The sequence below is a fragment of the Paracoccus sp. NIOT.M2S5SZ12 genome (genome assembly GCF_057748165.1).
This window is the reverse complement of sequence record NZ_JBYLFR010000020.1, coordinates 17940-42030: the sequence shown is the minus strand read 5'-3', so window position 1 is coordinate 42030 and position 24091 is coordinate 17940. Positions and strand designations below refer to the sequence as shown.

General features: G+C 70.7%; 20 protein-coding genes. 4 read left to right on the top strand and 16 right to left on the bottom strand.

Translation table 11 applies throughout. From position 1 onward, the window contains the following. Positions 1–23 precede the first annotated feature (23 nt). The 3 genes from paaA to AC2SGK_RS15450 form a co-directional block, all read right to left on the bottom strand. Positions 24–1010, bottom strand: a complete 987-nt coding sequence (paaA, locus tag AC2SGK_RS15460; RefSeq protein ID WP_488324397.1) for a 1,2-phenylacetyl-CoA epoxidase subunit PaaA — start codon at positions 1008–1010, stop codon at positions 24–26. A 14-nt stretch (positions 1011–1024) separates the two neighbouring features. Beyond that, complete coding sequence (gene pcaF / locus AC2SGK_RS15455; RefSeq protein WP_488324396.1) at positions 1025–2230, bottom strand: 3-oxoadipyl-CoA thiolase; 1206 nt, start codon at positions 2228–2230, stop codon at positions 1025–1027. 141 nt (positions 2231–2371) lie between these two features. Continuing rightward, positions 2372–3190, bottom strand: a complete 819-nt coding sequence (locus AC2SGK_RS15450; RefSeq protein ID WP_488324395.1) for a PaaX family transcriptional regulator C-terminal domain-containing protein — start codon at positions 3188–3190, stop codon at positions 2372–2374. A 266-nt stretch (positions 3191–3456) separates the two neighbouring features. Here AC2SGK_RS15450 and AC2SGK_RS15445 point away from each other — a divergent pair, with 266 nt between their 5' ends. The 4 genes from AC2SGK_RS15445 to AC2SGK_RS15430 are packed head-to-tail and all read left to right on the top strand — an operon-like array spanning position 3457 to position 7607. Beyond that, positions 3457–4524, top strand: coding sequence for an ABC transporter ATP-binding protein (locus tag AC2SGK_RS15445; RefSeq protein WP_488324394.1), 1068 nt, complete (start codon positions 3457–3459; stop codon positions 4522–4524). A gap of 40 nt (positions 4525–4564) precedes the next feature. Continuing rightward, complete coding sequence (locus AC2SGK_RS15440; protein ID WP_488324393.1) at positions 4565–5797, top strand: ABC transporter substrate-binding protein; 1233 nt, start codon at positions 4565–4567, stop codon at positions 5795–5797. 58 nt (positions 5798–5855) lie between these two features. Next, on the top strand, positions 5856–6758 hold the full coding sequence (locus AC2SGK_RS15435) for a carbohydrate ABC transporter permease (protein ID WP_488324392.1): 903 nt from the start codon (positions 5856–5858) through the stop codon (positions 6756–6758). 3 nt (positions 6759–6761) lie between these two features. Continuing rightward, complete coding sequence (locus AC2SGK_RS15430; RefSeq protein WP_488324391.1) at positions 6762–7607, top strand: carbohydrate ABC transporter permease; 846 nt, start codon at positions 6762–6764, stop codon at positions 7605–7607. On the opposite strand, the gene AC2SGK_RS15425 is transcribed toward AC2SGK_RS15430, so the two are convergent. From AC2SGK_RS15425 to AC2SGK_RS15365, 13 genes are all read right to left on the bottom strand, one after another. Continuing rightward, entirely contained in the window at positions 7597–8610 is a 1014-nt protein-coding gene (locus AC2SGK_RS15425; protein WP_488324390.1) for a nucleotidyltransferase family protein, read from the bottom strand. The genes AC2SGK_RS15430 and AC2SGK_RS15425 overlap by 11 nt on opposite strands. Positions 8611–8652: 42 nt before the next feature. Continuing rightward, the gene (locus AC2SGK_RS15420) at positions 8653–8826 is read right to left on the bottom strand and encodes a DUF2934 domain-containing protein (protein ID WP_488324389.1); all 174 of its coding nucleotides are present in this window, start codon (positions 8824–8826) and stop codon (positions 8653–8655) included. Positions 8827–8859: 33 nt separating this feature from the next. Continuing rightward, complete coding sequence (glgX, locus tag AC2SGK_RS15415) at positions 8860–10899, bottom strand: glycogen debranching protein GlgX (protein WP_488324388.1); 2040 nt, start codon at positions 10897–10899, stop codon at positions 8860–8862. Then, positions 10892–12025: a sugar phosphate nucleotidyltransferase gene (locus AC2SGK_RS15410; RefSeq protein WP_488324387.1), complete on the bottom strand. Its 1134-nt coding sequence runs from the start codon at positions 12023–12025 to the stop codon at positions 10892–10894. Before AC2SGK_RS15410 ends, glgX begins: the two co-directional genes overlap by 8 nt. A 108-nt stretch (positions 12026–12133) precedes the next feature. Continuing rightward, positions 12134–14398: a malto-oligosyltrehalose synthase gene (treY, locus tag AC2SGK_RS15405; protein ID WP_488324386.1), complete on the bottom strand. Its 2265-nt coding sequence runs from the start codon at positions 14396–14398 to the stop codon at positions 12134–12136. After that, the gene (treZ, locus tag AC2SGK_RS15400) at positions 14395–16098 is read right to left on the bottom strand and encodes a malto-oligosyltrehalose trehalohydrolase (RefSeq protein WP_488324385.1); all 1704 of its coding nucleotides are present in this window, start codon (positions 16096–16098) and stop codon (positions 14395–14397) included. Before treZ ends, treY begins: the two co-directional genes overlap by 4 nt. A gap of 72 nt (positions 16099–16170) precedes the next feature. Continuing rightward, a complete protein-coding gene (locus tag AC2SGK_RS15395) occupies positions 16171–16395 on the bottom strand; it encodes a hypothetical protein (RefSeq protein ID WP_488324384.1) in 225 nt (74 codons plus the stop codon). Between the two features lie 86 nt (positions 16396–16481). Continuing rightward, complete coding sequence (locus AC2SGK_RS15390; RefSeq protein ID WP_488324383.1) at positions 16482–17918, bottom strand: alkaline phosphatase D family protein; 1437 nt, start codon at positions 17916–17918, stop codon at positions 16482–16484. 84 nt (positions 17919–18002) lie between these two features. Further along, positions 18003–19751 carry an acetyl/propionyl/methylcrotonyl-CoA carboxylase subunit alpha gene (locus AC2SGK_RS15385; protein ID WP_488324382.1) on the bottom strand — a complete coding sequence of 583 codons (1749 nt, stop codon included), beginning with the start codon at positions 19749–19751 and terminating at the stop codon, positions 18003–18005. Further along, positions 19741–21294 carry a 5-oxoprolinase subunit B/C family protein gene (locus AC2SGK_RS15380; protein WP_488324381.1) on the bottom strand — a complete coding sequence of 518 codons (1554 nt, stop codon included), beginning with the start codon at positions 21292–21294 and terminating at the stop codon, positions 19741–19743. Before AC2SGK_RS15380 ends, AC2SGK_RS15385 begins: the two co-directional genes overlap by 11 nt. Then, on the bottom strand, positions 21291–22061 hold the full coding sequence (locus AC2SGK_RS15375) for a putative hydro-lyase (protein ID WP_488324380.1): 771 nt from the start codon (positions 22059–22061) through the stop codon (positions 21291–21293). The genes AC2SGK_RS15380 and AC2SGK_RS15375 overlap by 4 nt, the downstream gene beginning before the upstream one ends. Beyond that, positions 22058–22825 carry a LamB/YcsF family protein gene (locus AC2SGK_RS15370; RefSeq protein ID WP_488324379.1) on the bottom strand — a complete coding sequence of 256 codons (768 nt, stop codon included), beginning with the start codon at positions 22823–22825 and terminating at the stop codon, positions 22058–22060. The genes AC2SGK_RS15375 and AC2SGK_RS15370 overlap by 4 nt, the downstream gene beginning before the upstream one ends. A gap of 9 nt (positions 22826–22834) precedes the next feature. Beyond that, a complete protein-coding gene (locus AC2SGK_RS15365) occupies positions 22835–24061 on the bottom strand; it encodes an NRAMP family divalent metal transporter (protein ID WP_488324378.1) in 1227 nt (408 codons plus the stop codon). Between the last annotated feature and the right edge of the window lie 30 nt (positions 24062–24091).

Below are 24091 nucleotides of genomic sequence, written 5' to 3'. Positions count from 1 at the left end.
CGGGCGCGCGGCCCGCCGCGGGGTCATTCGGCGGCGGTGCGGCGGGCGCGAACCTTGTCGGCATGGGCCATCAGCCCGTCGCGGAACCAAGCCCCGTCCTCCCAGGCCTTGACGCGCGCGCCAAGCCGTTCGGCGTTGCACGGCCCGTTGCCCGAGATCACGGCATAGAACTCGGACCAGTCCGGCTCGCTGAAATCATGGCCGCCCTTCTCCTCGTTCCAAGCCAGATCCGGATCGGGGATGGTCAGTCCCAGATGCCGCGCCTGCGGCACGGTCTGGTCGACGAACTTCTGGCGCAGCTCGTCATTGGTGTTCATCTTGATCTTCCAAGCCATAGACTGTTCGGAATGGACCGAATCCTTGTCCGACGGTCCGAACATCATCAGCGCCGGATACCAGAACCGGTTCAGCGCATCCTGGGCCATGGCCTTCTGCTCGGGCGTGCCCGCGCACATCTTCATCATGATGTCGTAGCCCTGCCGCTGGTGGAAGGACTCCTCCTTGCAGATGCGGATCATGGCGCGCGAATAGGGACCATAGCTGGTGCGCTGCAGCGGCACCTGGTTCATGATCGCCGCGCCGTCGACCAGCCAGCCCACCGCGCCCATGTCGGCCCAGGTCAGGGTCGGATAGTTGAAGATGCTGGAGTATTTCATCTTTCCGGAATGCAGTGCCTCCAGTAGCTCGTCCCGGCTGACGCCGAGCGTCTCGGCCGCGGAATAGAGATAGAGGCCGTGCCCCGCCTCGTCCTGGACCTTGGCCAGCAGGATCGCCTTGCGCTCCAGCGTGGGGGCGCGGGTGATCCAGTTGCCCTCGGGCAGCTGGCCCACGATCTCGCTATGGGCGTGCTGGCCGATCTGGCGGATCAGCGTCTTGCGATAGCCCTCGGGCATCCACTCCTTGGGCTCGATCTTCTCACCCCGGTCGATGCGCTCCTGAAAGGCGCGTTCCTGATCCGACATCCCCTCGCGCGGGTCGCCGCCTTCGGTCGTGACAAGCTGGGCATACATGGCGTGCTTCTCCTTCAGACCCGTTCGATGATGATGGCGATGCCCTGCCCCACGCCCACGCACATGGCGCAGAGCGCATGGCGGCCGCCGCTGCGGTGCAGCTGATGCATGGCGGTCGTGACCAGACGCGCGCCCGACATCCCCAAGGGGTGCCCAAGCGCGATCGCGCCGCCATTGGGGTTCACATGGGCCGCGTCGTCCGGCAGACCCAAATCGCGCAGCGTGGCCAGGGCCTGGGCGGCAAAGGCCTCGTTCAGCTCGATCACGTCCATCTGGTCCAGCGTCAGGCCGGCGCGGGCCAGGACCTTGCGCGCGGCGGGGGCGGGGCCGATGCCCATGATGCGCGGCTCGACCCCCACGGCGGCCATGGCGACGACGCGGGCGTGGGGCGTCAGGCCCTGCGCGCGGGCGGCGTCCTCCGACAGGATCGCCAGCGCCGCCGCCCCGTCGTTCACGCCCGACGCATTGCCCGCCGTCACCGACAGGTCGGGGCCGTTCACGCCCGTCAGGCGGGCAAGCTGTTCGGCCGTGGTGCCGGGGCGCGGATGTTCGTCGGTGGCGACGACCAGCGGGTCGCCCTTCTTCTGCGGGACATGGACCGGCACGATCTCGTCGGCAAAGACGCCCGCCTGCTGCGCCGCCGCCCACCGCTCCTGCGACCGGGCGGCAAAGGCGTCCTGATCGGCGCGGCTGATGCCGTAATCGGCGGCGACGTTGTCGGCGGTCTGGGGCATGCTGTCCACGCCGAAGCCCGCCTTCATCGCCGGGTTGACGAAGCGCCAGCCGATCGTGGTGTCGAAGACCGCATTGGCGCGCGAGAACGCGCCCTCCGCCTTGGGCATCACGAAGGGGGCGCGGGTCATGCTCTCGACCCCGCCCGCGATGACGAAGTCGCAATCGCCCGAACGGATGGCGCGCGCGGCCATGCCGACCGCGTCCATCCCTGATCCGCAGAGGCGGTTCACCGTGGTGCCCGGCACGCCGACCGGCATCCCCGCCAGCAGCACGGCCATGCGGCCCACGTTGCGGTTGTCCTCTCCGGCCTGGTTGGCGCAGCCGAAAATCAGGTCGTCCACCGCCGACCAGTCCACCCCCGGATTGCGGTCCATCAGCGCGCGCAGCGGCAGGGCCGCCAGATCATCCGCGCGGATCTGCGCCAAGGCGCCGCCATAGCGCCCGATGGGCGTGCGCACCGCGTCGCAGATGAAGGCGTCCTGCATGGTCGTGATCCTCAAGCCCGGCGGCGCGGGACGGCCATGCATGCACGACTCCTCCCGCTCCCTTGGGACCAAGGGATAGCACCAAAACATTACACGTCAAACAGTTTTGTATATCTCTGTGTAATGTTTCGCGCGGACCGGTCAGCGCAGCATGGCGATCCTGTCCATGCTTTCCGCCGTCCGCATCGGCAACGGGCCGGTGGCGTCCTGCAACTGGGCGATGCCCGCCTCCGCATCCGGCGTCAGGCGCAGATAGAGGTCGCGGAACAGCGCCCGCGCCCGCGCGCCGGACCAGTCGCGGGGCAGCAGGGCGGGCGGCAGGAACGGATCGCGCAGCACCGCCGCGCGATAGGCATGGACCAGCAGCAGCCGCAGCGTCAGCGCGTCACCCGGGGCGGGATCGCCCGCCGCCACTGGACCCAGCCAGGCGATCATCCGGTCATAGCGTGCGGCGACGGCGTCCAAGTCCCAGAACCCGGCGATGCCCGGCACGTCCCTGTCGTCGCGCACCCGCATCACCACCCGCGCGCCGGGGGGCAGCGCGCCCCGGTCGGGCGCCAGCCAGCAGGCGCCGCCCACCGGGGCCAGGTGATGGGTGCGGCGCAGATCGTCGGGCACCTCGTCCAGCGTCAGCAGCAGCCAGCCCTGCGGCGGCGGCGCGGCGGCATAGAGCAGCGCGGTGGCGCGACCGAACTCGGCCCGCGCGGCATCGGCCAGCCGGTAGAAGCTGCGCCGCCCCTGCCGCTCTCCGCTGAGCCGACCCGAGGCGACCAGCCGCGAGACCGCCGTGCGCACTTGGTTCTCCCCGAAGCCCACGCGGGCGCAGATGTCCAGAAGGCTGCCCATCCACAGCACCTCGCCGCGCGGCACGACCACGTCACCATAGACGGTGATGATGAAGCCGGGCGCGGTCAGCTCCAGCGCGCGGGCCAGCGCCAGGGGGCAAGGCGGGGTCTGCATCGGGCGTCCTTCCTGCGGGATGGGGCGGTTCTGCCGCATCCCGGCCCGCGCGACAACCGCCCGCAGGGACCGACAGGACCGCGCCGCGATCCGCCGCCTGCGGAAAACGGACAGGGGCGGGCGGTTTAGCAAATTGATTTAGAAAAATTTTAGCCTGACGGAGCCTGTCGGACAATGCTTGCGGTCGCCCGACCGCGCCGCTACCATCCGACGATCCGGGCGCAGGAGGATGCGCCGCGGGCGGGAATGCAAGGGGGGTCAGCCATATGGGGGCGGTCAGTTTCCGGAAGCTGAACAAGAGCTACGGGTCGCTTCACATCGTGAAGGACCTGGACCTCGAGATCGCGGATGGCGAGTTCGTGGTGCTGGTCGGGCCGTCGGGCTGCGGCAAGTCGACGACGCTGCGGATGCTGGCGGGGCTGGAACCCGTCACCTCGGGCGAGGTCCGCATCGGCGGGACGGTCGTGAACGACCTGCAGCCGCGCCAGCGCGACATCGCCATGGTGTTTCAGGACTATGCCCTCTATCCGCACAAGACGGTGCGCGAGAACCTGGGCTTCAGCCTGAAGGTCCGCGGCGTGCCGCGCGCCGAGGCCGACCGGCTGATCGAGGAGGCGGCCGCGATGCTGGGCATCGGCCACCTGCTGGAGCGCCGCCCCGGACAGCTGTCGGGCGGCCAGCGGCAGCGCGTGGCGATGGGGCGCGCGATCGTGCGCCGGCCGCAGGTCTTCCTCTTCGACGAGCCGCTGTCGAACCTGGATGCGCAGCTGCGCGGCCAGGTCCGCACCGAGATCAAGAAGCTGCACCAGGCGCTGCGCACCACCATCCTCTATGTCACCCATGACCAGGTCGAGGCGATGACCCTGGCCGACCGCATCGTCATCCTGCGCGGCGGCGTGATCGAACAGGTGGGCACCCCGGACCAGGTCTACAACAGCCCCGCCAGCGTCTTCGTCGGCGGATTCATCGGCGCGCCCGCGATGAACTTCCTGCGCGGCCGGATCGAGGCCGGTCAGGCCCGCTGCGCGGACGGCGTCACGCTGGACCTGCGCCAGGTCGCGGGCGTCCCCGCCGAGGGGCAGGAGGTCATCATCGGCATGCGCCCCGAGCATATCCGCGCCGGCCACGGGGCGGGCGTCGACTTTGCCGCGACGGTCCAGGTGGTCGAGCCCCTGGGCGCCGACACGCTGGCCCATGTGGGCATCGGCGACGCGGTGCTGACCGCGCGGCTGGACCCCAAGACCCATCCGCAGACCGGCAGCCGCATCGCGCTGAGCATCGCGCCCGGCGATCTGCATCTTTTCGACGCCCGGACCCAGCAGGCGCTGCGCTGAGCGCGGGCCGCCGGGCAACAGGACCACCAGGGAGGACCACATGAAAACGACGACGCTGACCGCGCTGCTGACTTCGGGCGCGCTGCTGCTGCCCGCCGCCGCCATGGCGGAGGTCGAGCTGAACATCTTCATCTCCAGCCAGCACCAGCCCGAGATGTGGCGCGCGGTGCTGGACCGCTATCAGGAGCAGACCCCCGGCGTCACCGTCACGATCGAGACCGGCGGCAACACCTCCGAGGCCCAGAGCCAGTACCTGAACACCGTGATGTCGGCCAGCGACAGCACGCTGGACGTGGTCATCCTGGACGTGGTGCGCCCGGCGCAGTTCGCGGCCGCGGGCTGGTCGGTGCCGATCGACGACGTGGACATGGCAGCCTACCTGCCCGCCTATGCCGAGGCGAACACCGTGGACGGCCAGGTCGTGGCGCTCCCCGCCTTCTCTGACGCGATGTTCCTCTATTACCGCACCGACCTGCTGGAGAAGTACGGCCTGTCGGTGCCCACCACCTGGGAGGAGCTGCGCACAGCCGCCCGCACCGTGCTGGAGGGCGAGGGCGACGGCGATCTGCAGGGCCTCAGCTTCCAGGCCAAGGCGATCGAGGGCGCGGTCTGCACCTTCCTGCTCCCCTACTGGAGCCAGGGCCGCAACCTGGTCGAGGACGGCCGCCTGACGCTGGACGAGGAGGCCGCGACCGCGTCCATGGCGCTGTGGAAGGGCTTTGCCGATGACGGCACCGCCAAGGCCAACATCTCGGAGGTCGCGACCGACGACACCCGGCGCGAGTTCCAGGCGGGCGATGCGGTCTTCGCGGTGAACTGGTCCTATGCCTGGGCACAGGCGCAGGGCGACGAATCCGAGGTCGCGGGCAAGGTCGGCGTCGCGCGCCTGCCCGCGATGGAGGGTGGCGAGCAGGTGACCTGCCTGGGCGGCTGGCAATGGGCGGTCTCGGCCTTCTCGGAGCATCCCGACGAGGCCGAGGCGCTGATCAAGTACCTCTCCAGCCCCGAGGTCGCCGAATATGCCGCGATCAACGGCTCGCTGATGCCCGCCTTCCCGCAGGTCTTCGAGGACCCCGAGGTGCTGGCCGCCGTGCCGTGGTTCTCGGACGCGCTGCCGGTCCTGGAGACCGCGCGCCCCCGCCCCGTCACCCCCCGCTATGCCGAGGTCAGCGAGACGATCCGTACGACCTTCAACGCGGTGATGTCCGGCGTGACCGCCCCCGCCGACGGCGTGGCCGAGATCGGCGCCCGGCTGACGCGCGTCCTGCGCTGACCTTCCGCGACCGGCGCCCCGCCGCCGGTCGCCCCCGTCCCAACCAGGAGAGGCGATGATGTCCACGCCCCGCAAGGCCCGGTTCTCGTGGCTGACCGATCCCGGCGACCGCAGCCTGGCGGCGATGCTCTTGGCGCCGCTGGTGCTGCTGGTGCTGCTGATCGTCGTCTATCCGGTGCTGCGGCTGTTCTACACCAGCCTGTTCGACCTGTCGCTGACCTCGGGCCTGCCCGCCCGCTTCGTGGGGCTGGAAAACTTCGCCCTGATCCTGGAGGATCCGACCTTCCGGACCACCTTCCGCAACACGATGTTGATCACCGTCGTCACCGTGCCCGGCGCGCTGGTGATGGGGCTGGCCATGGCGCTGATGGCCAACCTGCCCTTCCGGCGCAAATGGCCGGTGCGCCTCTCGCTGCTGATCCCCTGGGCGCTGCCTCTGGCCTTCGCGGGCCTGATCTTCGCGTGGTTCTTCCATTCGGAATACGGGGTCGTGAACGACGTGCTGGTCAGGCTGGGCCTTCAGCCGGTGATCTGGTTCAACTCTCCGGGCTGGGCGATGGCCGCGATCTGCCTGACGATCATCTGGAAGACCTCCTCCTTCATGGCGCTGATCATCCTGGCCGGGCTGCAGACGATCCCGCGCTCTCTCTACGAGGCGGCCGACGTGGACGGCGCGGGCAAGGTCCGCCAGTTCTTCGAGATCACGCTGCCACTCCTGAAGCCGTCGATCATCGTGGCGCTGATCTTCCGCACGATCACCGCGCTGCAGACCTTCGACATCCCCTACACGATGACCGCCGGGGGACCGGGCGGGTCGACCGCGACGCTGGCCATGTACATCCACATGAACACGGTGTCCTTCCTGGACCTGGGCTACGGCTCGGCGCTGGCGGTGGTGATGTTCCTGCTGTCGATGCTGGTGACGGTCGTCTACCTGCGTATGATCCGCATGAAAGGCTGAGCCATGACCGCCACGCCTGCCCCCTCCCTGCTCTCCGGCGCGGCCCTGCGCCTGATCGTGGCCGCGATCCTGCTGGTCAACGGGCTGTTCCCGGCGCTGTGGATCCTGTTCACCTCGCTCAAGACCGAGGCCGAGCTGACCGCGCGGCCCATCACTTGGCTGCCGCATGGCCCGACGCTGGCGAACTACATCACCGCGTTCTCGGACCAGCCGCTGCACCTGTTCCTGTTCAACAGCTTCATGGTGGCGATCCTGTCCACGATGCTGACGCTGGTCGTGTCCGTGCTGGCGGCCTATGCCATCGCGCGGCTGAACCTGCGCCATCGCGGGCTGATCCTGTCGGCGATCATCGCGGTCTCGACCTTCCCGCTGGTCACGCTGCTGGTGCCGCTGTTCGAGACGATGCGCGCCCTGTCGCTGCTGAACAGCTGGACGGCGCTGGTGCTGCCCTACACGGTGCTGTCGCTGCCCGTCTGCACGCTGATCCTGGTGTCCTTCTTCGAGAACATCCCCCGCGACCTGGAGAACGCCGCCATGATCGACGGCTGCACGCGGATCGGCGCGCTGTTCAAGGTGGTCGTGCCGCTGTCGGCGCCCGGCGTCTTCACGGCGGGCATCTTGGCCTTCGTCAATGCCTGGGACGAGTTCCTGCTGGCATTGTCCTTCAACTCGAACCCCGGCCTGCGCACCCTGCCCGTCGGCATCCAGCTCTATCAGGGAGAGTTCGCCTTTCCCTGGCCGGTGATCTCGGCGGCGCTGGTGGTGGGCATCGTGCCGGTCGCCATCCTCATCGTGCTGTTCCAGGAGCGCGTGGTGTCGGGCCTGACCGCGGGCGGCATCAAGGGCTGAGCGCGGCCAGCCGCCGCGCCGTGTCGGGCAGGCGCGCCAGGCTGGCCGCGATGCGCTCGCGCCAGCGCGGGCCGCGCGTCAGCGCGTCCTCATGCGCCTCGGCCAGGTCTTCGGGGCGGTCGCGGGCCAGCACCTCGATCAGGCAGGCGGCCTGCGCGCGGTCCTTGGCGGCCTTCAGCCGGTCCGCGCCCTGCCGCCGCTCGGCCAGGATCAGCTTGTGGATGGCAAAGCGTTCGGGGCGCGGGATCTGCACCAGGACCCCGCTGCGATAGGGGATCGCCGCCGGGATCGGCTCCGCGATAAGATAGTTCAGATGCCGCAGCGCCTGCGCCTGCACCCCGAGCGCGGGCAGGTCGCGCAGTCCCTCCGCGCCGAAGGCGGGCGTCAGGAACTCGACCAGCGCGGTGCCCTGCGTCTGCCGCCAGCGCCATGTGCGGCCCGGTTCCAGGCTGGGCGCGGGCGCAAAGTCGAAATCCGCCAAGACCTGCTGCACGGGCGGCGCCGCCGCATCCTCCAGCGCCAGCGACAGACGCTCGAAGCTGGCGATGTCCAGGTCGTCGGTCTGCGCCGTCTGCTCCAGCGACAGGGCCAGGTTCAGCTCGCCCTCGTACAGGCGAAAGGCATGCGTGCCGACGATGGTGCCGCCAAGCCGGAACACCCCCGCCGCCGCCAGGGCCGCCATCAGGCTGCCGCTGGTCGGGTCCAGCCCCAGAAACCCTTCGGCGCGCAGCAGGCGCACCAGCCGCGCGCGGTCGCGGCGGCGCTGTTCGGCGGGCGCCCTGTCCTCGCGCAGCGCCTGCATGCGCGCGGCCATGTCGGGGCCGTCCTCGCCCAGATAGCGCTTGCGGACCTGCGTACCGACGCGAAAGCTGTCATACCAGTATCCGCGTCCCTGCCGGCGGATCAGCGTGGGCGTGCCACGCAAATCCCTGATCCCCTCGTCGCGGAGGGATCGCAGCAGGTCGTGATAGGCCGCGTGGGCCAAAGCGGAGTGATGGCGCATGGCGTGCTCAACAGTTGGTCAGACTGTTGAATACGCCGATGCTCAACAATCGGCAAGATCGTTGAACACGCGCCTGTCCGACCGCCGGGCCGCCCGCGACAGCTCGGCCTCGGCCCGGTCCCAGAACTCGGCCTCGCGGCCCTCGGGACAGCCCTCGCTTTCCCACAGCATCAGGGCGCGGGTACGGATGCGGTCGAAACGGTGCATCCCGGTCATCTCTCCTCCTCCGTCCATGGGAACGATCCTCGCTCAGCGGCGTGTCAGCGCCACGACACTCTGCCAATCCAGCGGCAGGACGCCGCTGACGGTCTCGTCGCAGTCCACCCGGTCGCGGGCCGTGTCAATGCGCAGATGCCAGTCGCCTTCGGGCAGGGCGAACTCTCCGGCATCGCCCGCGTTCAGCACGATCAGCACGTCCGGCCCGTCATCGCCGGTCAGTTGCTGCCCAAGGATGCGCAGCTCGGCATCCGACCAGTCGCCCTCCTCCATCGCGCCGCCGCGCGGATGCAGCCACGCGATCTGGGGACCCCCATCGACCCCGGCAAAGCGGCTGCGCGCCAGGCCGAACTCCTTGCGGAAGGCCGCCAGCGCCGCCACCGCGTCGCGGATCTCGGGGCGGGCGGCGGTCCAGTCCAGCCAGCTGATGGGGTTGTCCTGGCAATAGGCGTTGTTGTTGCCGTCCTGCGAATTGCCCAGCTCATCCCCCGCCAGGATCATCGGCACGCCCTGCGACAGCAGCACCGTGGCCAGCATGGCCCGCACGCGGCGGACGCGGGCGGTCATGATGCCCGCATCCTCGGTTGGCCCCTCGGCCCCCAGATTGTCCGAGATGTTGTGGTCATGCCCGTCGCGGCCGTCCTCGCCATTGGCGTCGTTGTGCTTTTCGGCAAAGCTGACCGTGTCCCACAGGCTGAACCCGTCATGGGCCGCCACGAAGTTGACCGAGCTGGTCGCGGGGCGGTTGCTGTGGTCGAACTGCACCGGCGACCCGGACAGCCGCTCGGCCATCGCCCCCAGCAGGCCCGGATCGCGCCGCCAGAAGCCGCGCGTGTCGTCGCGGAACTTGTCGTTCCATTCCCGGAAGGGCCAGCGGTATCCGCCGACCTGATAGCCGCCCTCGCCGATATCCCACGGCTCGGCGATCAGCTTGACGCCGGACAGGACCGGGTCCTGGCGGATCGCGTTGAAGAAGGCGCCGTCGCGTTCGAACCCGCTGGCCTCGCGCCCGAGCGTCGAGGCCAGGTCGAAGCGGAACCCGTCCACATGCATCACCTGCACCCAGTAGCGCAGCGAATCCATGACCATGCGCAGCACCATCGGATGCGCGACGTTCAGCGTGTTGCCGGTGCCGGTGGTGTCGAAGCTGTGGCGCCTGTCATCGGCCAGCAGGTAGTAGCTCGCGTTGTCGATGCCCCGGAAGGACAGGGTCTGACCCAGTTCCGACCCTTCGCAGGTGTGGTTGAAGACCACGTCCAGGATGACCTCGATGCCGGCCTTGTGGAAGCGGCGCACGGCCTCCTTGACCTCCTGGATCTGACCCGATTTCAGATAGGGTCCCTGCGGCGCGAAGAAGGACAGGGTCGAATAGCCCCAGTAATTCGACAGGTCCTTCTCCACCAGATAGCGGTCGTTGGCGAAGGCGTGGATCGGCAGCAGTTCGATCGCGGTCACGCCGGTGGCCTTCAGGTGGTCGATCACCGCGTTGCTGGCCAGACCGCGGAACGTGCCGCGCAGATCCTCCGGGATGTCCGGATGCTGCATGGTCACGCCCTTCACATGCGCCTCGTAGATCACCGTCTGCGGCCAGGGGGTGCGCAGGGCGCGGTCGCTGTCCCAATCGAACTGGCTGTCCACGACGACGCCCTTGGGCATGAAGGGCGCGCTGTCGCGTTCGTCGAAGCTGAGGTCATCCTCGCCCACGACATAGCCGTGCAGCGCGTCGTCCCAGATGATCTCGCCGCACAGGGCGCGCGCATAGGGGTCCAGCAGCAGCTTGTTGGGGTTGAAGCGATGCCCCTCCTCGGGGGCGTAGGGGCCGTGGACGCGATAGCCGTAGACCTGTCCCGGCATGATGCCGGGCAGGTAGCCGTGCCAGATGCCCCCCTCCATCAGCGGCAGGGGCAGGCGGTGCGTCTCGGTCTGCCCGTCCGCGGTGAACAGGCACAACTCCACCTTGGTGGCATGGTCCGAGAACAGTGCGAAATTCGTCCCCTCGCCCAGGAATTCGGCGCCTAGGATGTCCGAGCGCGCTTGGCTGGCATCGAAGGCAGGGGGGGGAAGATCATGCATGAAGGCCTCGGTTTCTGACGGGAGGGGGGGTGACGGAGCGGCGGATCTGCGCGTGGGCCGCGCGGCGATCCAGCATGGCCTGGGTGATGAGGACGGTCCCTGCGGGCGTGCGCGTGAACCAGCGCGCGTCTTGGGCCGCGTCCTCTCCGGTGACCAGACCCGGCGGGACCTGGGTTCCCGGGGCGACGATGGTGCAGGTCAGGCGTGCGCTGACGGGAACGGTCGCGCCGGGCATGGCGATGCTGCCGCGCCCCAGATACCAGTCCGAGGCCGGGCAGGCGAAGGGCAGGCGCGCGGGCTCTGCCGCGACGAAGTCCAGCTGCGCCCGGCGCAGCGCATCCAGCGTCCCGACATCGCGCCAATAGGCCTGCCCGGAGGGACCCGCGGGCATGCGCCAAGCGGCGGCGACGCCCTGGGCCACGGCATCGGGAATGACGTCATGGCCGAAATCCATCGCCTCGGTCGGGCGGTCGAACAGCGCCTCGCGCAGCCAGTCGCGGTCGAAGACGTAGATGCCCATGGAAATCATCGCACGCGTCGGATCGCCGGGCATGGGGGCGGGGTCGGCGGGCTTTTCCGCGAAGGACAGGATGCGGCCCGACGCATCGGCCTGCATCACCCCAAAGCCCCGCGCCTCGGCCAGCGGCACCGTGTCGACGGCGACGGTCACCGCCGCCCCCGAAGCCCGATGCGCGGCCAGAAGCGCGCCATAATCCATGTCATAGACATGGTCCGCCGCCAGGACCAGGATGTGCCGCCCGCCCATCGCCTCCAGCGCGGTCCAGGTCTGGCGCGCGGCGTCGGCGGTGCCCATGAACCGCTCTTGCCCGTCGCAGAGCATCAGGCCCCCGTCGGGAAACTGGCCGCCCCACCGCTCGGGCAGGTGGCGGTGCAGGCTGCGTGGCGCATATTGCGTGGCGACCAGCATCCGGCGCAGCCCCGCGCGGACCGTATTGGCCATGACGAAGTCGATGATCCGGTTCGATCCGGCAAAGGCCACGGCAGGCTTGCTGTCGCGTTCGGTCAGATCATGCAGACGCGTGCCCTTGCCGCCGGCCAGCAGCAGCACCGCAGCGATGTGAGCGTGATCGGTCCGGAGGGGCGACGAGGGCAGGTCAGGGAACACGGCGATGTCCTTGCTGGGTTTGACCGGAGCGTGGCCCTGCGGCCACCGCTTCCGGTGTGACGCTGTCGAACCGCTGCGACCGGCTGTTGTTCCGCCGCGCGTCAAAAATCAATCGTCGCGTGCCGGCCCCTGCCCCTCCGTCAGGCAGACGCGGCAGCCGTCAGGCCCGGTCCAGTGCAGGATCGCCTGTCCCTGCGGCTGGCCTGCCGATCCACCGGGCAGGTCCAGCCTGACGCCCAGATGCCGCCCATCGGCCCGTCGCAGCAGCGACAGCCCGCCCGCTTCCATCCGCACGGTGCAGTCGGCGCGCTCCAGGAACCCCGCCCGTTCGCGACGCAGGCGCATCAGGATCGGCGTCCAGCGGGCCTTGACGCCCCCCGCATCGTCGCGCCCCGCGGCGGCGGCCTGCGCGTCCCAGTCCACGGGCCGACGGTTGTCGGGGTCGGTCAGGGCCAGGAACCGGTCCTGCGTGCCCTGATAGAGGTCGGGAAAACCGGGCATGACCGCCTTGATCAGCAGCTGCGCCAGCATCAGCGCGTCGCCCCGCCACAGCAGCCGGGTCAGCGCATCGGGCCGCGCGGCCTGCCAGCCGTCCAGCAGTGCCCGGCCAAGACCCGCCAGGCGCGCTTCGGCATCCTCGTCGGGGCGGGTCCAGAAGCTGGTCTCCTTGGCCTCACGCATGGCCTTCTCGACATGGGCGGCCAGGCGGTCGGCGGCCTCGGGCGCGTCGCACATGGCCATCGCGGTCTGCACCATGTACCAGCGCCAGCGCGGCGGGACGTCGCGCGCCTCGGGCAGGGCGGCGGCGGCACGGTCCAGCGCGGCCATGTCCTCGGGCAGATGGGCGGCGGCGATCATGCGCGCGCGGGCGTCCTCGGACCGCTTGCTGTCATGCGAGGAGGTCAGCACCATGTCGCCCGGCCGCCGCGCGGCCATCGCGCGCGTCGCCTCGGCGGCGGTGATCGTGGCCTCGTCGGGTTCGGCGCCGACCTCGTTGGCGGGCAGGAAGCGGGTCCAGCGAAAGCCCGCGGTATCCTCCTGCGCCTTGGCCAGAAGCGCCCCCGAGACCTGCTGGAACCGCACCGCAAAGGCCAGCTGCGCGGCATTCTCGGGCTGCGTCCAGAGCGCGGCCAGCGCGCGCAGAACCGCATCGTCGCGCAGATCCGCCGCCGCGCGGTCCGCGACCGCGGCGATCAGGGCGCGGTCGTCGGCATCCGCGCCCGCCTCGGTGACATAGGTGCGATAGCGCGGCATCGCGACCAGCAGCGCCGTCACCGCCTCGCGCAGCGCCTCGGGGCCGGGATCGACCGCGTCCACCGGGGCCAGCGCGATGCCGGCCATCCGCGCCAGCTGCCGCCGCTCGGCCGCCAGCTCGTTGTCGAGGACCTCGTGCTTGGCCGCGCGCAAGGCCTCGGCAAAGGGCTCGGCCGGGCCGGTGGCCTGCCGCCAGGCGCGGTCCAGCGCGGCCAGCCCCTCGGCCGGGGTCAGCATGCGGGTGATCAGACGCCCGGCCTCGTATCCGGTGGTGCCGACACTGCGCCAGGAGGGGCGCAGCGCCTCGTCTCCGGTCAGGATCTTCTCGACCCAGACCGGGGTGCCGGGCAGGGCCTCGGCCAGACGCCGCAGATAGCCCGCCGGATCGGCAAGCCCGTCGACGTGATCGACGCGCAGCCCCTGCACCTGACCCGACCGGACCAGCTCCAGGATCAGCGCATGCGTATCGTCGAAGACGACGCCGTCCTCGACCCGCATGCCGATCAGGTCGGTGACGTTGAAGAACCGGCGATGGGTGATCCCGTCGCGCTGCCGCGTCGCATGGGCCAGCCGCCAGTGCTGCGCCTCGTGGACCGCGCGCAGGTCGTCGCTGGCATCGCTGCCCGGCGCCAGCGGGATCGCCAGATCGCCGACATGCCAATGCCCGTCCGCGACGCGGAAGGCGCCGTCGGTCAGCATCGTCTCGAAGGGTTCGGCCAGCCAAGGCAGGACCAGCGGACCGGCCTGCCAGTCGATGTCGAAATGGCGCGCATGGCCGCTGCCCCGCCCGTCGCGCAGCACCGAGGCCAGCCACAAATTCTGGACCGAGAAGGCGGTGTGGTTCGGCACGATGTCCAGGATGATGCCCAGACCCCGCGCCGAGGCCGCATCCGCCAGCGCGTCGAAGCCCGCCCGCCCGCCCAGGGCCGGATCGATCCGCGTCGGGTCGATGATGTCATATCCGTGGGTCGAGCCTTCGGTCGCGGCGAAGATCGGCGACAGGTACAGATGCGACACGCCGGTCGCGGCGATCTGGTCCAGCCGCGCAGTCAGGGCGGCGAAATCCACCCCGTCGCGCAGCTGGATGCGGCAGGTGGCAGTCGGGATGGTCGGGATCATGCAAGGGCCTTCACGGTCAGACGGTAACGGTCGCCGGATGCGCCGACCGTCAGGTCGGGATCGGGCAGCGGCGTGGGATCGGGCTGGTTCAGCGCCAGCGACAGGGCCAGTGCGCCGCCGCCCGGAAAGCGCCACAGGGCCCGGATCAGGCCCGGCCCGTCGCGGGTCACGCTGGCCTCGGCCCGGCCCTGCGCCATCAGGGGCGCGACGTGGGCGGCGCGAAAGGCCAGCGCCCGGCGGGTCAGGTCCATCCAGTCGCGGGCGCGGGCATCCTCGGCCCAGCCCAGCTTGGATCGCTCCATGGTCGCGGGGTCCAGCGGATCGGGCGGATCGGCGTCCTCCCAGGAAAATTCGGCCGCACGGCCGTCGCGGACGGCCTGGGCCAGACCGCCGTCGTAATCGGCGAAGAACAGGAAGGGCGCGGTCTCGCCGCGCTCCTCTCCCATGAAGACCATCGGCACGAAGGGCGCGACCAGCAGCAGGGCATAGACAACCCGCACCGCATCGGGGTCCGCAAGGCTGAGCAGGCGTTCGCCCAAGGCGCGGTTGCCGATCTGGTCATGGGTCTGGATCGCATTGACGAAGGCCGTGCCGGGCAGGTGGTCGCAGGACCTGCCACGCGGCTTGTCGCGGCCCGCGCGGGGCTGGCCCTGCTCGACCTGCCCCCGCCGCAGCGCCAACGCCAGATCGGCCACCGGATCGACCGCGAAGGGCGCGTAATAGTCGTGCGATTCCCCGGTCAGGGCGACATGGACGGCATGGTGGAAGTCGTCGTTCAGATTGGCGTCATAGCCCGCCTCGCGCAGGTCGGGGGTGTTGCTGTCATCCTCGGTGATGAGGTGGCGGCGGGGGGTCAGCCGCGCGACCTCTGTGGCCAGCCCGGTCAGGAAGTCCGCAGCACCCGGCCCCTTGATCTGGTGGACCGCATCCAGCCGCAGCCCGTCCGCGCCGTAGCCGCGCAGCCAGTGCAGCGCGGCCTCGGTCCAGAAGGCCCGCACCGCCGGACGGGAGAAATCGATCGCGGCCCCCCAGGGCGTGTGCCGGTCGGCGTCGAAGAACTCGGGTGCGGAATGGTGCATCCACGCCCCTTCGGGGCCGAAATGGTTCATCACCAGATCGACGATCACCATCATTCCGCAGTCATGCGCGGCGGCGATCAGGCGCTGCAGATCGCCCGGACTGCCATAGGCGGGATGGGGCGCGAAGGGCAGCACCCCGTCATAGCCCCAGCCCCGCGCACCGGGAAACTGTCCCACCGGCATCAGCTGGATCGCGGTGAAGCCGAGCGCGGCCAGCCCCGGCAGCCGCGCCGGAGCCGCCGCGAAGGAGCCTTCGGGCGTGAAGCATCCGACATGCAGCTGACAGATGACCGCCTGATGCCAAGGCCGCCCGGCCCAAGGGCGCGGCGCGGGGAGCTGCAGCAGCACCGATGCATCCGAAACGCCGCCCGCCTGCAGGCGGCTGGCCGGGTCGGGCATCGTCCGACCGTCCACGCGGAACAGATAGCGCGCGCCCGGCGTCGCGGGATGATAGCCGGTCCAGAACCCGTCATCACCACGCGTCATGGGCAGGGTTCGACCATGCAGCAGCAGATCGACCCTGTCGGCGGACGGCGCCCACAGACGGAACCGCCACCCGTCGTCGCCGCGCACCGGCCCCCATCGGTCGCGGTCGCGCGCGCCCTGTATCATGTCGATCATCCCCCGGACGTGCCTTCGGAGGTCAATGACCGGCGGGCCGGGGCGTTCCCCGGCCTGACAAAAAGCAACCCGTCAGGCGTCGTAGGGCAAGGGTCCGGGGCTGCGGCCGATGAACAGGCGGTGGCCGTCGGGCGTCACCGCCCAGACCCCGCGGTCGCACATCTCGATCGTAAGGGGGTCGTCGCCGGCGGCGGCCTCGAACACCACGCACAGGTTGCGCAGCATGTCGACGGTGAACTCGGCGCGGGCCAGGACAGGCAGGGGATCCGGCCAGCCATGGGCCAACGGATGCTTCATCGGAACCTCATACACGAACAACTTTCACACCATGCAGTCTAGCAACAACCGCAACGTGTGAAAATAGCCTTGAAGGGCAGGTCCGCTCAGTCCAGCGCCAGGGGTTCGGTCACCCCAGACCGCTCCAGATGCCACCGGCCCTGCCACGATCCGTCGCGCCGCGTCAGCGTCAGATAGTTGCGTTCCGCGACATAGCGGCTGCGCTGGCCGGGCAGCGGGCGGATGCGGATCGGGTGGCCGGGCAGCGGGTCCTCGCCCAGGATCGACAGCGCGCCCAGGGTGCGCGCCCAGGCCGCGGGCGGCGCCCGATGCGCGATGCCCGAAGCGACCAGCTGATGCAGCAGGCGCCCGCCTTCGAGGTCCATCGTGGCGCGCGTCGCAAGGTGGATCTCGCCCGAGACGGAGGTCACGGCATGGCCGTCGGCCTGGGCGATATCGCGCATCAGGGCCAGCATTTGCTGCCATTCCCGGCGATGGGCGCGGCTCTGCCACTGGTCGCGCAGGTCGTCCTCGTATTTCTGCATGCGCGGGATGGCGATCATCGCCGCCTCGAACAGCGACATGCGCGGACCCAGAAGCGGCACGCTGGAGATCAGCAAGCTGTGGCCTTCGGCCGGGCGCGCGGCCTCGTCGCGCATCATCGCCCAGCCCCCCGGCCCCATGATCCGCCGCCGCTGCCGCTCGGACCGCAGGTCCGGCGCGAGGATGCGCAGGCCGGGCAGACGCAACCGCCAGCCCAGATGCCCGCCGGCCGGATCGGCGAAGCGCGGCGGCAGGTCGCCGTCGACCGCCGCGTGCTGAAACAGCAGGCAGGCGGCGCGCGCCTCGGCGAACAGCGTCCGGCCCACGGCCGATTCGGTGCGCGAGCGGCGCAGCGAGCCCCACCCGTCGCAGATGTCGTGGTCGTCCCATTGCATCAGCGAGGGCACGCGCGCGGCGAGCCAGGCCAGTTCCGGTGCGGCATAGATCGCCAGATAGCGCGCCCAGAACCCCTCGCGCAGGTGCCGCGCCAGGTCGGCCAGCGCCGCGTCCGAGGGCGCGTCGGGCAGATCGTCGGGCCATCCGTCGCTCAGCGGATGGCCGTGGGTGACCTCGTCGGCATAGATCTGGTCGCCGCCATGCAGCAGCAGGGCGAAGGGCTCGCGGCGGTGATCGTCGCGCAGGCGCGACCACATGGCATTGCGTTCCGATCCCTCGCGGTCCAGATCGCCGACCTCCTCGCCGTTGCAGGACACGAAGGCCAGGCGCAGATCCCCGGTCAGATCGCCCGCCACGTCGAAGCGCTGCCCGTCCCAGTCATAGACCGAGCCGCGATCGGCGGGCAGATCGAAGCGCGCGCGCCAGACCGCCCCCTGCCCTGTCCGGTCCAGCAGGACCGATGCCACCGACCCGTCGGGCGTATTCAGTGGCGCGGGCGCGTCGTCCCCCGGAATGACGAACAGGGCCGAGAGATGCATCCGCCCGTCGCGGATGTCGTCAAGGATCAGGACGGGGCCGATGGGTCGGGCGATGCGGTCGGTCATGTCTCCTGCGCTACTGCGCGAACCCGCGCCCGGCAATCGGCAATGCGGTCGCAGCCGATCACGGCTGCGACAGGGCGCGGGGCCTCAGGCCTCGATGCGGGCGACCGGGGCGGCATGGGCCAGGGTCTCGCCCTCGGTGGCCAGACGGGTCAGGCGTCCGGCGCGCGGGGCCTCGATCCGGGTCTCCATCTTCATGGCCTCGATGACGGCGATGACCTGACCCGCCTCGACCGTCGCACCGTCCTCGACCTGCCACAGCGACAGGGTGCCCGCGACGGGCGCGGTGACGTCGCCCGGATCGGCGGCCACCGCCTCCGGCGCAGGGGCTGCGGGCGCCCCTGCCGCCAGCAGCCCCTGCGGGATCGCCAGATCATGCCGCCGCCCGTCGATCTCGATCGCGAGGCGCAGCATGGGCTGATCGGGGGCGGGGGTCACGCGGCCCGCGGGCTGAACCGCGGCGGCCAGGCGGTCCGCGAAATCGGTCTCGATCCAGCGGGTGTGGACGGCGAAGTCCTTGATGAATTCGGGCGCCTCCAGCACCGCGCGGTGGAAGGGCAGGACGGATGCCACACCCTCGATGCGGAACTCGCTGAGCGCACGGCGCGCGCGCGCGATGGCGGTGGCGCGGTCGGGGCCGGTCACGATCAGCTTGGCCATCATCGAATCGAACTGTCCCGCGACCTGGCCGCCCTGCCCGACCCCGCTGTCCAGCCGGACGCCGATGCCGCCGGGCGCCGACCACAGCGTGATCGGGCCGGGCGTGGGCAGAAAGCCCCGGCCCGGGTCCTCGGCATTGATGCGGAACTCGATCGCGTGGCCGATGGGTTCGGGGACGCCGTCGTCGGTCAGCCGCGCGCCTTGCGCCACGCGGATCATCGCGCGGACGATGTCGATGCCGGTCGTCTCCTCGGTCACGGGATGTTCGACCTGCAGGCGGGTGTTCACCTCCAGGAAGCTGATCGTGCCATTGGCCGACAGCAGGAACTCGACCGTGCCCGCGCCGCTGTATCCCGCATGGGCGCAGATGGCGCGGGCGCTGTCATGGATGCGGGCGCGCTGGTCGTCGGTCAGGAAGGGGGCGGGCGCCTCCTCGACCAGCTTCTGGTTGCGGCGCTGCAGCGAGCAGTCGCGGGTGCCCAGCACCTTGACCGTGCCGTGCCGGTCGGCCAGCACCTGCGCCTCGATATGGCGGGGGCGGTCCAGGAACTGCTCGACATAGCATTCGCCGCGACCGAAGGCGGTGACCGCCTCGCGGGTGGCGGCGTCGAACAGCTCCTCGACCTCGGCCAGGTCGCGGGCCACGCGCATGCCGCGACCGCCGCCGCCGAAGGCCGCCTTGATCGCCAGCGGCAGGCCGTGTTCGCGGGCGAAGGCCAGCGCCTCGGCCCCGCTGGCGATGGGGCCGGGGCTGCCCGCGACCAGCGGCGCGCCCACGGCCTGCGCGATCTCGCGGGCGCGGATCTTGTCGCCAAGCGCGTCGATGACGTCGGGGTCGGGCCCGATCCAGAGGATGCCCGCATCCTGCACCGCGCGGACGAAATCGGCGTTCTCCGACAGGAAGCCATAGCCGGGATGGATCGCGTCGACCCGGGCCTTGGCGGCGATGGCCAGCACCTTGGCCGCGTCCAGATAGGTGTCGGCGGGGCGATGCCCCTCCAGCGCCCAGGCCTGATCGGCTGCGCGCACGAAGGGCGCGTCGCGGTCGGGATCGGCATAGATCGCCACCGATTCGATGCCCTCGTCCGCGCAGGCACGGATGACGCGCAGGGCGATCTCTCCACGGTTGGCGATCAGGATGCGGCGGATCGGGGTCAGGGGGGTGTCACGAAACATCAGGGGCCTCCGGGTCGATATCGGCAAAAGGGGCGTCGGCGGCAAAGCGGATGCGCGTGCCGGGCGGCAGCTGTCCCGCCAGGTCCAGCGCCGCAGGGTGCAGCGTCGCGATGACCGGATAGCCGCCGGTCAGCGGGTGGTCGGCCAGAAACAGCACCGGCTGTCCGGAATGGGGCACTTGGATCGCGCCAGTCGCGGTGCCCTCGCTTGGCAGTTCGCGCGCGTCCTCGCGGGTCAGCGCCTCGCCCGACAGGCGGATGCCCACGCGCGAGGATTGCGGCGTGACCGTCCAGTCCTGCGCCAGGAACCGCTGCACGGTGGCGTCATCGAACCAGTCGGTGCGCGGCCCAAGGGTCACGGGCAGGGTCACGACCGTCCCCGCCTGCGGCAGGTCCGGACCGGGGCCGGGATCGGTCACCGCCCCCGCCGCGCGGCGCGCCGGGGCCAGCGCATCGCCCGCCATCAGCGGCGCGGGCCCGATCTGCGCCAGCGTGTCCGTGGCGCAGGAGCCCAGCACCGGGTCCACGTCGAACCCGCCCCGGATCGCCAGATAGCTGCGCATGCCTTGGGCGGGCGGGTCGATGGTGACCTCATCCCCCGCATCCAGCGCGAAGGCCACGGGTTGCGCCCGCCCGCCCACGCGGGCCGTCGCGGCCCCCGTCAGGGCCAGGGTCATCGCCACCTCCGCCCGCAGGCGCACGGGGCCGAGCGTGATCTCCAGCGCGGCCTCCCCCGCGGGGTTGCCCACCGCGCGGTTCGCGCGGCGCAGCGCGCCCAGATCCAGCGCGCCCGAGGCGCTGACCCCCTGACCCGCCTGCCCCATGCGCCCGGCATCCTGCACGAGGATCGGGAAGGCGGTCTGGACCACCCGCAGCCCGGTCACGGGCGCGGGCTCGGGGACCGCGACCGGATGCACCCGCGCGGACCCGGTCACGAAGCGCGCCCGGACGCCCGGGCGCAGCAGCGCGGGCACGTCGCGGGTCAGGTCGAACATCGGCACTTCGGTCCGGCCGATCAGCTGCCAGCCGCCGGGGCTGGCCTGCGGATAGATGCCGCAGAACCGCCCGGCCAGCGCGACCGACCCCGCCGGGATCTTCGTGCGCGGCGCGGGGCGGCGGGGCAGATCGAACCGCGCGTGCGCACAGGTCATGTAGGCAAAGCCGGGCGCAAAGCCGCAGAAGGCCACCTGCCAGGTCGCGGCCTGATGGGCGGCGATGACCGCGTCCGTGGTCAGGCCCATCAGGGACGCGACCTCGGCCAGGTCCTCGCCGTCATAGGTCACGGGAATCTCGACCGTCTCGGTCGCACGGGGCGCGGGCGCGGTGCCCGGGGCGGGCTGGCGGGCCAGCACGGCGCGGGCCAGCGCGGCATCGGCCGCCACGCCGGGTTCCGTCGTGACCATCAGCGTGCGGGCGGCGGGCACGATCTCGGAGACGCCTGCGACGGGATCGGCCGCCAGCGCGTCGAACAGCGCCAGCGTCGCGTCCAGATCGGCCAGCTCGACCAGAAAGGCGCGCGGCCCGATGGGCAGGATGCGGGTCATGCCTGCCACCGCGTTTCGGGCACGTCGGTGACGAACATGTGCCCCGGTGCATGGGTGATGGCAAAGGGCGGGCGCGAGGCCATGACCGCCGCCTGCGGCGTCACCCCGCAGGCCCAGAAGACCGGCACCTGACCCGGACCGACCGGCACCGGATCGCCGAAATCGGGCCGCTGCAGGTCCGCGATGCCCAAGGCCTCGGGGGCGCCCACATGCACCGGGGCGCCGTGAACGGCGGGGGTGCGGCCAGAGATCATCGCGGCCTCGGCCACGCGGTTGGCGGGGATCGGGCGCATGGAGACCACCAGCCGCCCCGACATCCGCCCCGCCGGGCGGCACTCGCGGTCGGTCAGGAACATCGGCACATTGCAGCCCTGATCGACATGCGCGACCGGAATGCCCGCCGCCATCAGCGCGCCCTCGAAGGTGAAGGAGCAGCCGATCAGGAAGGTCACCAGATCGGGATGCTCCGCCCAATGGGCGGTGGCGTCGGTGACCTCCTCGGTCAGCACCCCGTCGCGCCAGATGCGATAGAGGGGGATGTCGGTGCGCAGGTCGGCCTCGGGCGCCATGACGGTGCGGTGGCTGCCCGGATCGGTGACGTCCAGCACCGGGCAGGGCTTGGGGTTCCGCTGCGCGAACAGCAGGAAATCCCAAGCCCAATCGCGGGGCAGCGAAATCATGTTGCATTGGGTAAAGCCCGGGGCCTGACCCGAGGTCGGGCGCACCACGCCCTGCCGCGCGGCCAGCCGCGCCTGATGCGGAGTCATGCCCCACCCCCGGCGAAAGGCGCGACCTTGACCCCGCCCGCAACCAGCGTATCGCGGACCCGGGCGGCGATGGCCACCGCGCCGGGGCTGTCGCCATGCACGCAGATGCTGTCGGCCTCCAGGCGCAGCGTGCTGCCGTCCTCGGCCTCCAGCACGCCCTCCGTCGCCAGACGCAGCATGCGCGCGGCGATCAGGTCGGGGTCGTGCAGGACCGCGCCGGGCTGTTTGCGCGAGACCAGCGCGCCCGTGGCGGTATAGGCGCGGTCGGCAAAGGCCTCGGCCACCACGGTCAGGCCCGCGGCGCGCGCCCGCTCCAGCACCGGCGCACCGGCGAGACCCATCAGCACCAGCGACGGGTCCACCGCCTTGACGCCCGCGATGACCGCATCGGCCTGACGCGCATCACCGGCGATGGTGTTATACAGGGCACCATGCGGCTTCACATAGGTGACCCGCGTGCCCGCCGCCCGCGCCAGACCCTGCAACGCGCCGATCTGATAGATCACATCGGCGGTCAGGTCGTCCGGCGCCACGTCCATGCTGCGCCGCCCGAAGCCCACGCGGTCGGGATAGCTGACATGCGCCCCCACCGCGACACCCCGCGCCGCCGCCTGACGCAGCACCGACAGCAGGCCCGCCGGGTCGCCCGCGTGAAAGCCGCAGGCGATGTTGGCGGAACTGACGATGTCCAGCATTGCGGCGTCGTCGCCCATGGTCCAGGGGCCATAGCCCTCGCCCAGGTCGCTGTTCAGGTCGATTGGCATGGATCCTCCTTACACGCCTAGGAAGGCAAAGATGGTGGTGACCGACCGCGCGCCCATGTACCAGGTCAGCGCGCAGACGATGGCTCCAAGTGCCAGCAGCACCCGGTTGTAGCGGTGCCCACCCATCAGGTCGGACCGCGCATAGCCGATATAGGTGAAGATCGTCAGGCCGATGGGCAGGATCAACCCGTTGAAGCCGCCCACGAAGACCAGGATCGCCGCCGGCGCCGTGCCGAGTGCCAGATACACCGCCAGCGAGAAGGCGATGAACCCCACCGTCGCCCTGGACCGCGCCGCATCGCTGCGCACGCCCACCACGTCCAGGAAGCTGACCGAGGTATAGGCCGCCCCGATGACCGAGGTCAGCGCCGCCGCCCACAGGACCACGCCGAACACGCGCATCCCCCAATCGCCCGCCGCCGCCTGGAAGGCCTGCGCCGCCGGGTTCGCCGCCTGCGATGACAGGTCCAGCGTCACGCCCGACGCGACAACGCCCAGGATCGCCAGGAACAGAACGAAACGCATGACGCCCGTGACCGCGATCCCGGTCAGCGCCGCGCGGGTGACGGCGGCCAGATTGTGCGGGCCGGTCAGGCCCTTGTCCAGCAGGCGGTGCGCGCCGGAATAGGTGATGTATCCGCCGACCGTGCCGCCGACGATGGTGGTGATGGTGGCGAAATCGATCGTGTCGGGCCAGATCGTCTGGCGCAGCGCCTCGCCCACGGGCGGGTTCGACTGCACGGCCACGAACAGGACCAGCAGGATCATCACGATGCCCAGCCCGATGATCGCCCGGTCCAGCAGGATCCCCGCCTGCCGCGACAGGAAGATCGCGATGGCCAGCACCGCGGTGATCGCGCCGCCGATCTTGGGGTCCAGGCCCAGCATGGCGTTCAGGCCCAGCCCGCCGCCCGCGATGTTGCCCACGTTGAAGGCCAGACCGCCGATCACCACCAGCGCGGTCAGCAGATAGCCCGCGCCGGGAATGGCCGCGTTCGCGGTCTCGGACGCGCGCTTTCCGGTCAGGGCGGTGATGCGCCAGATGTTCAGCTGGACCACGAAGTCGATCAGGATCGAGGCCAGGATCGCGAAGGCGAAGGCCGATCCCATCCGCGCCGTGAAGGTCGCGGTCTGGGTGATGAAGCCCGGCCCGATGGCCGATGTCGCCATCAGGAAGATCGCCGCCAGAAGGCCTCCGCGAAGGCTGGCGGCCGCGACGCTGCGGTCGGTGGTCATGAATGGTTCCCCGTGTCGGACTGTTGTCGT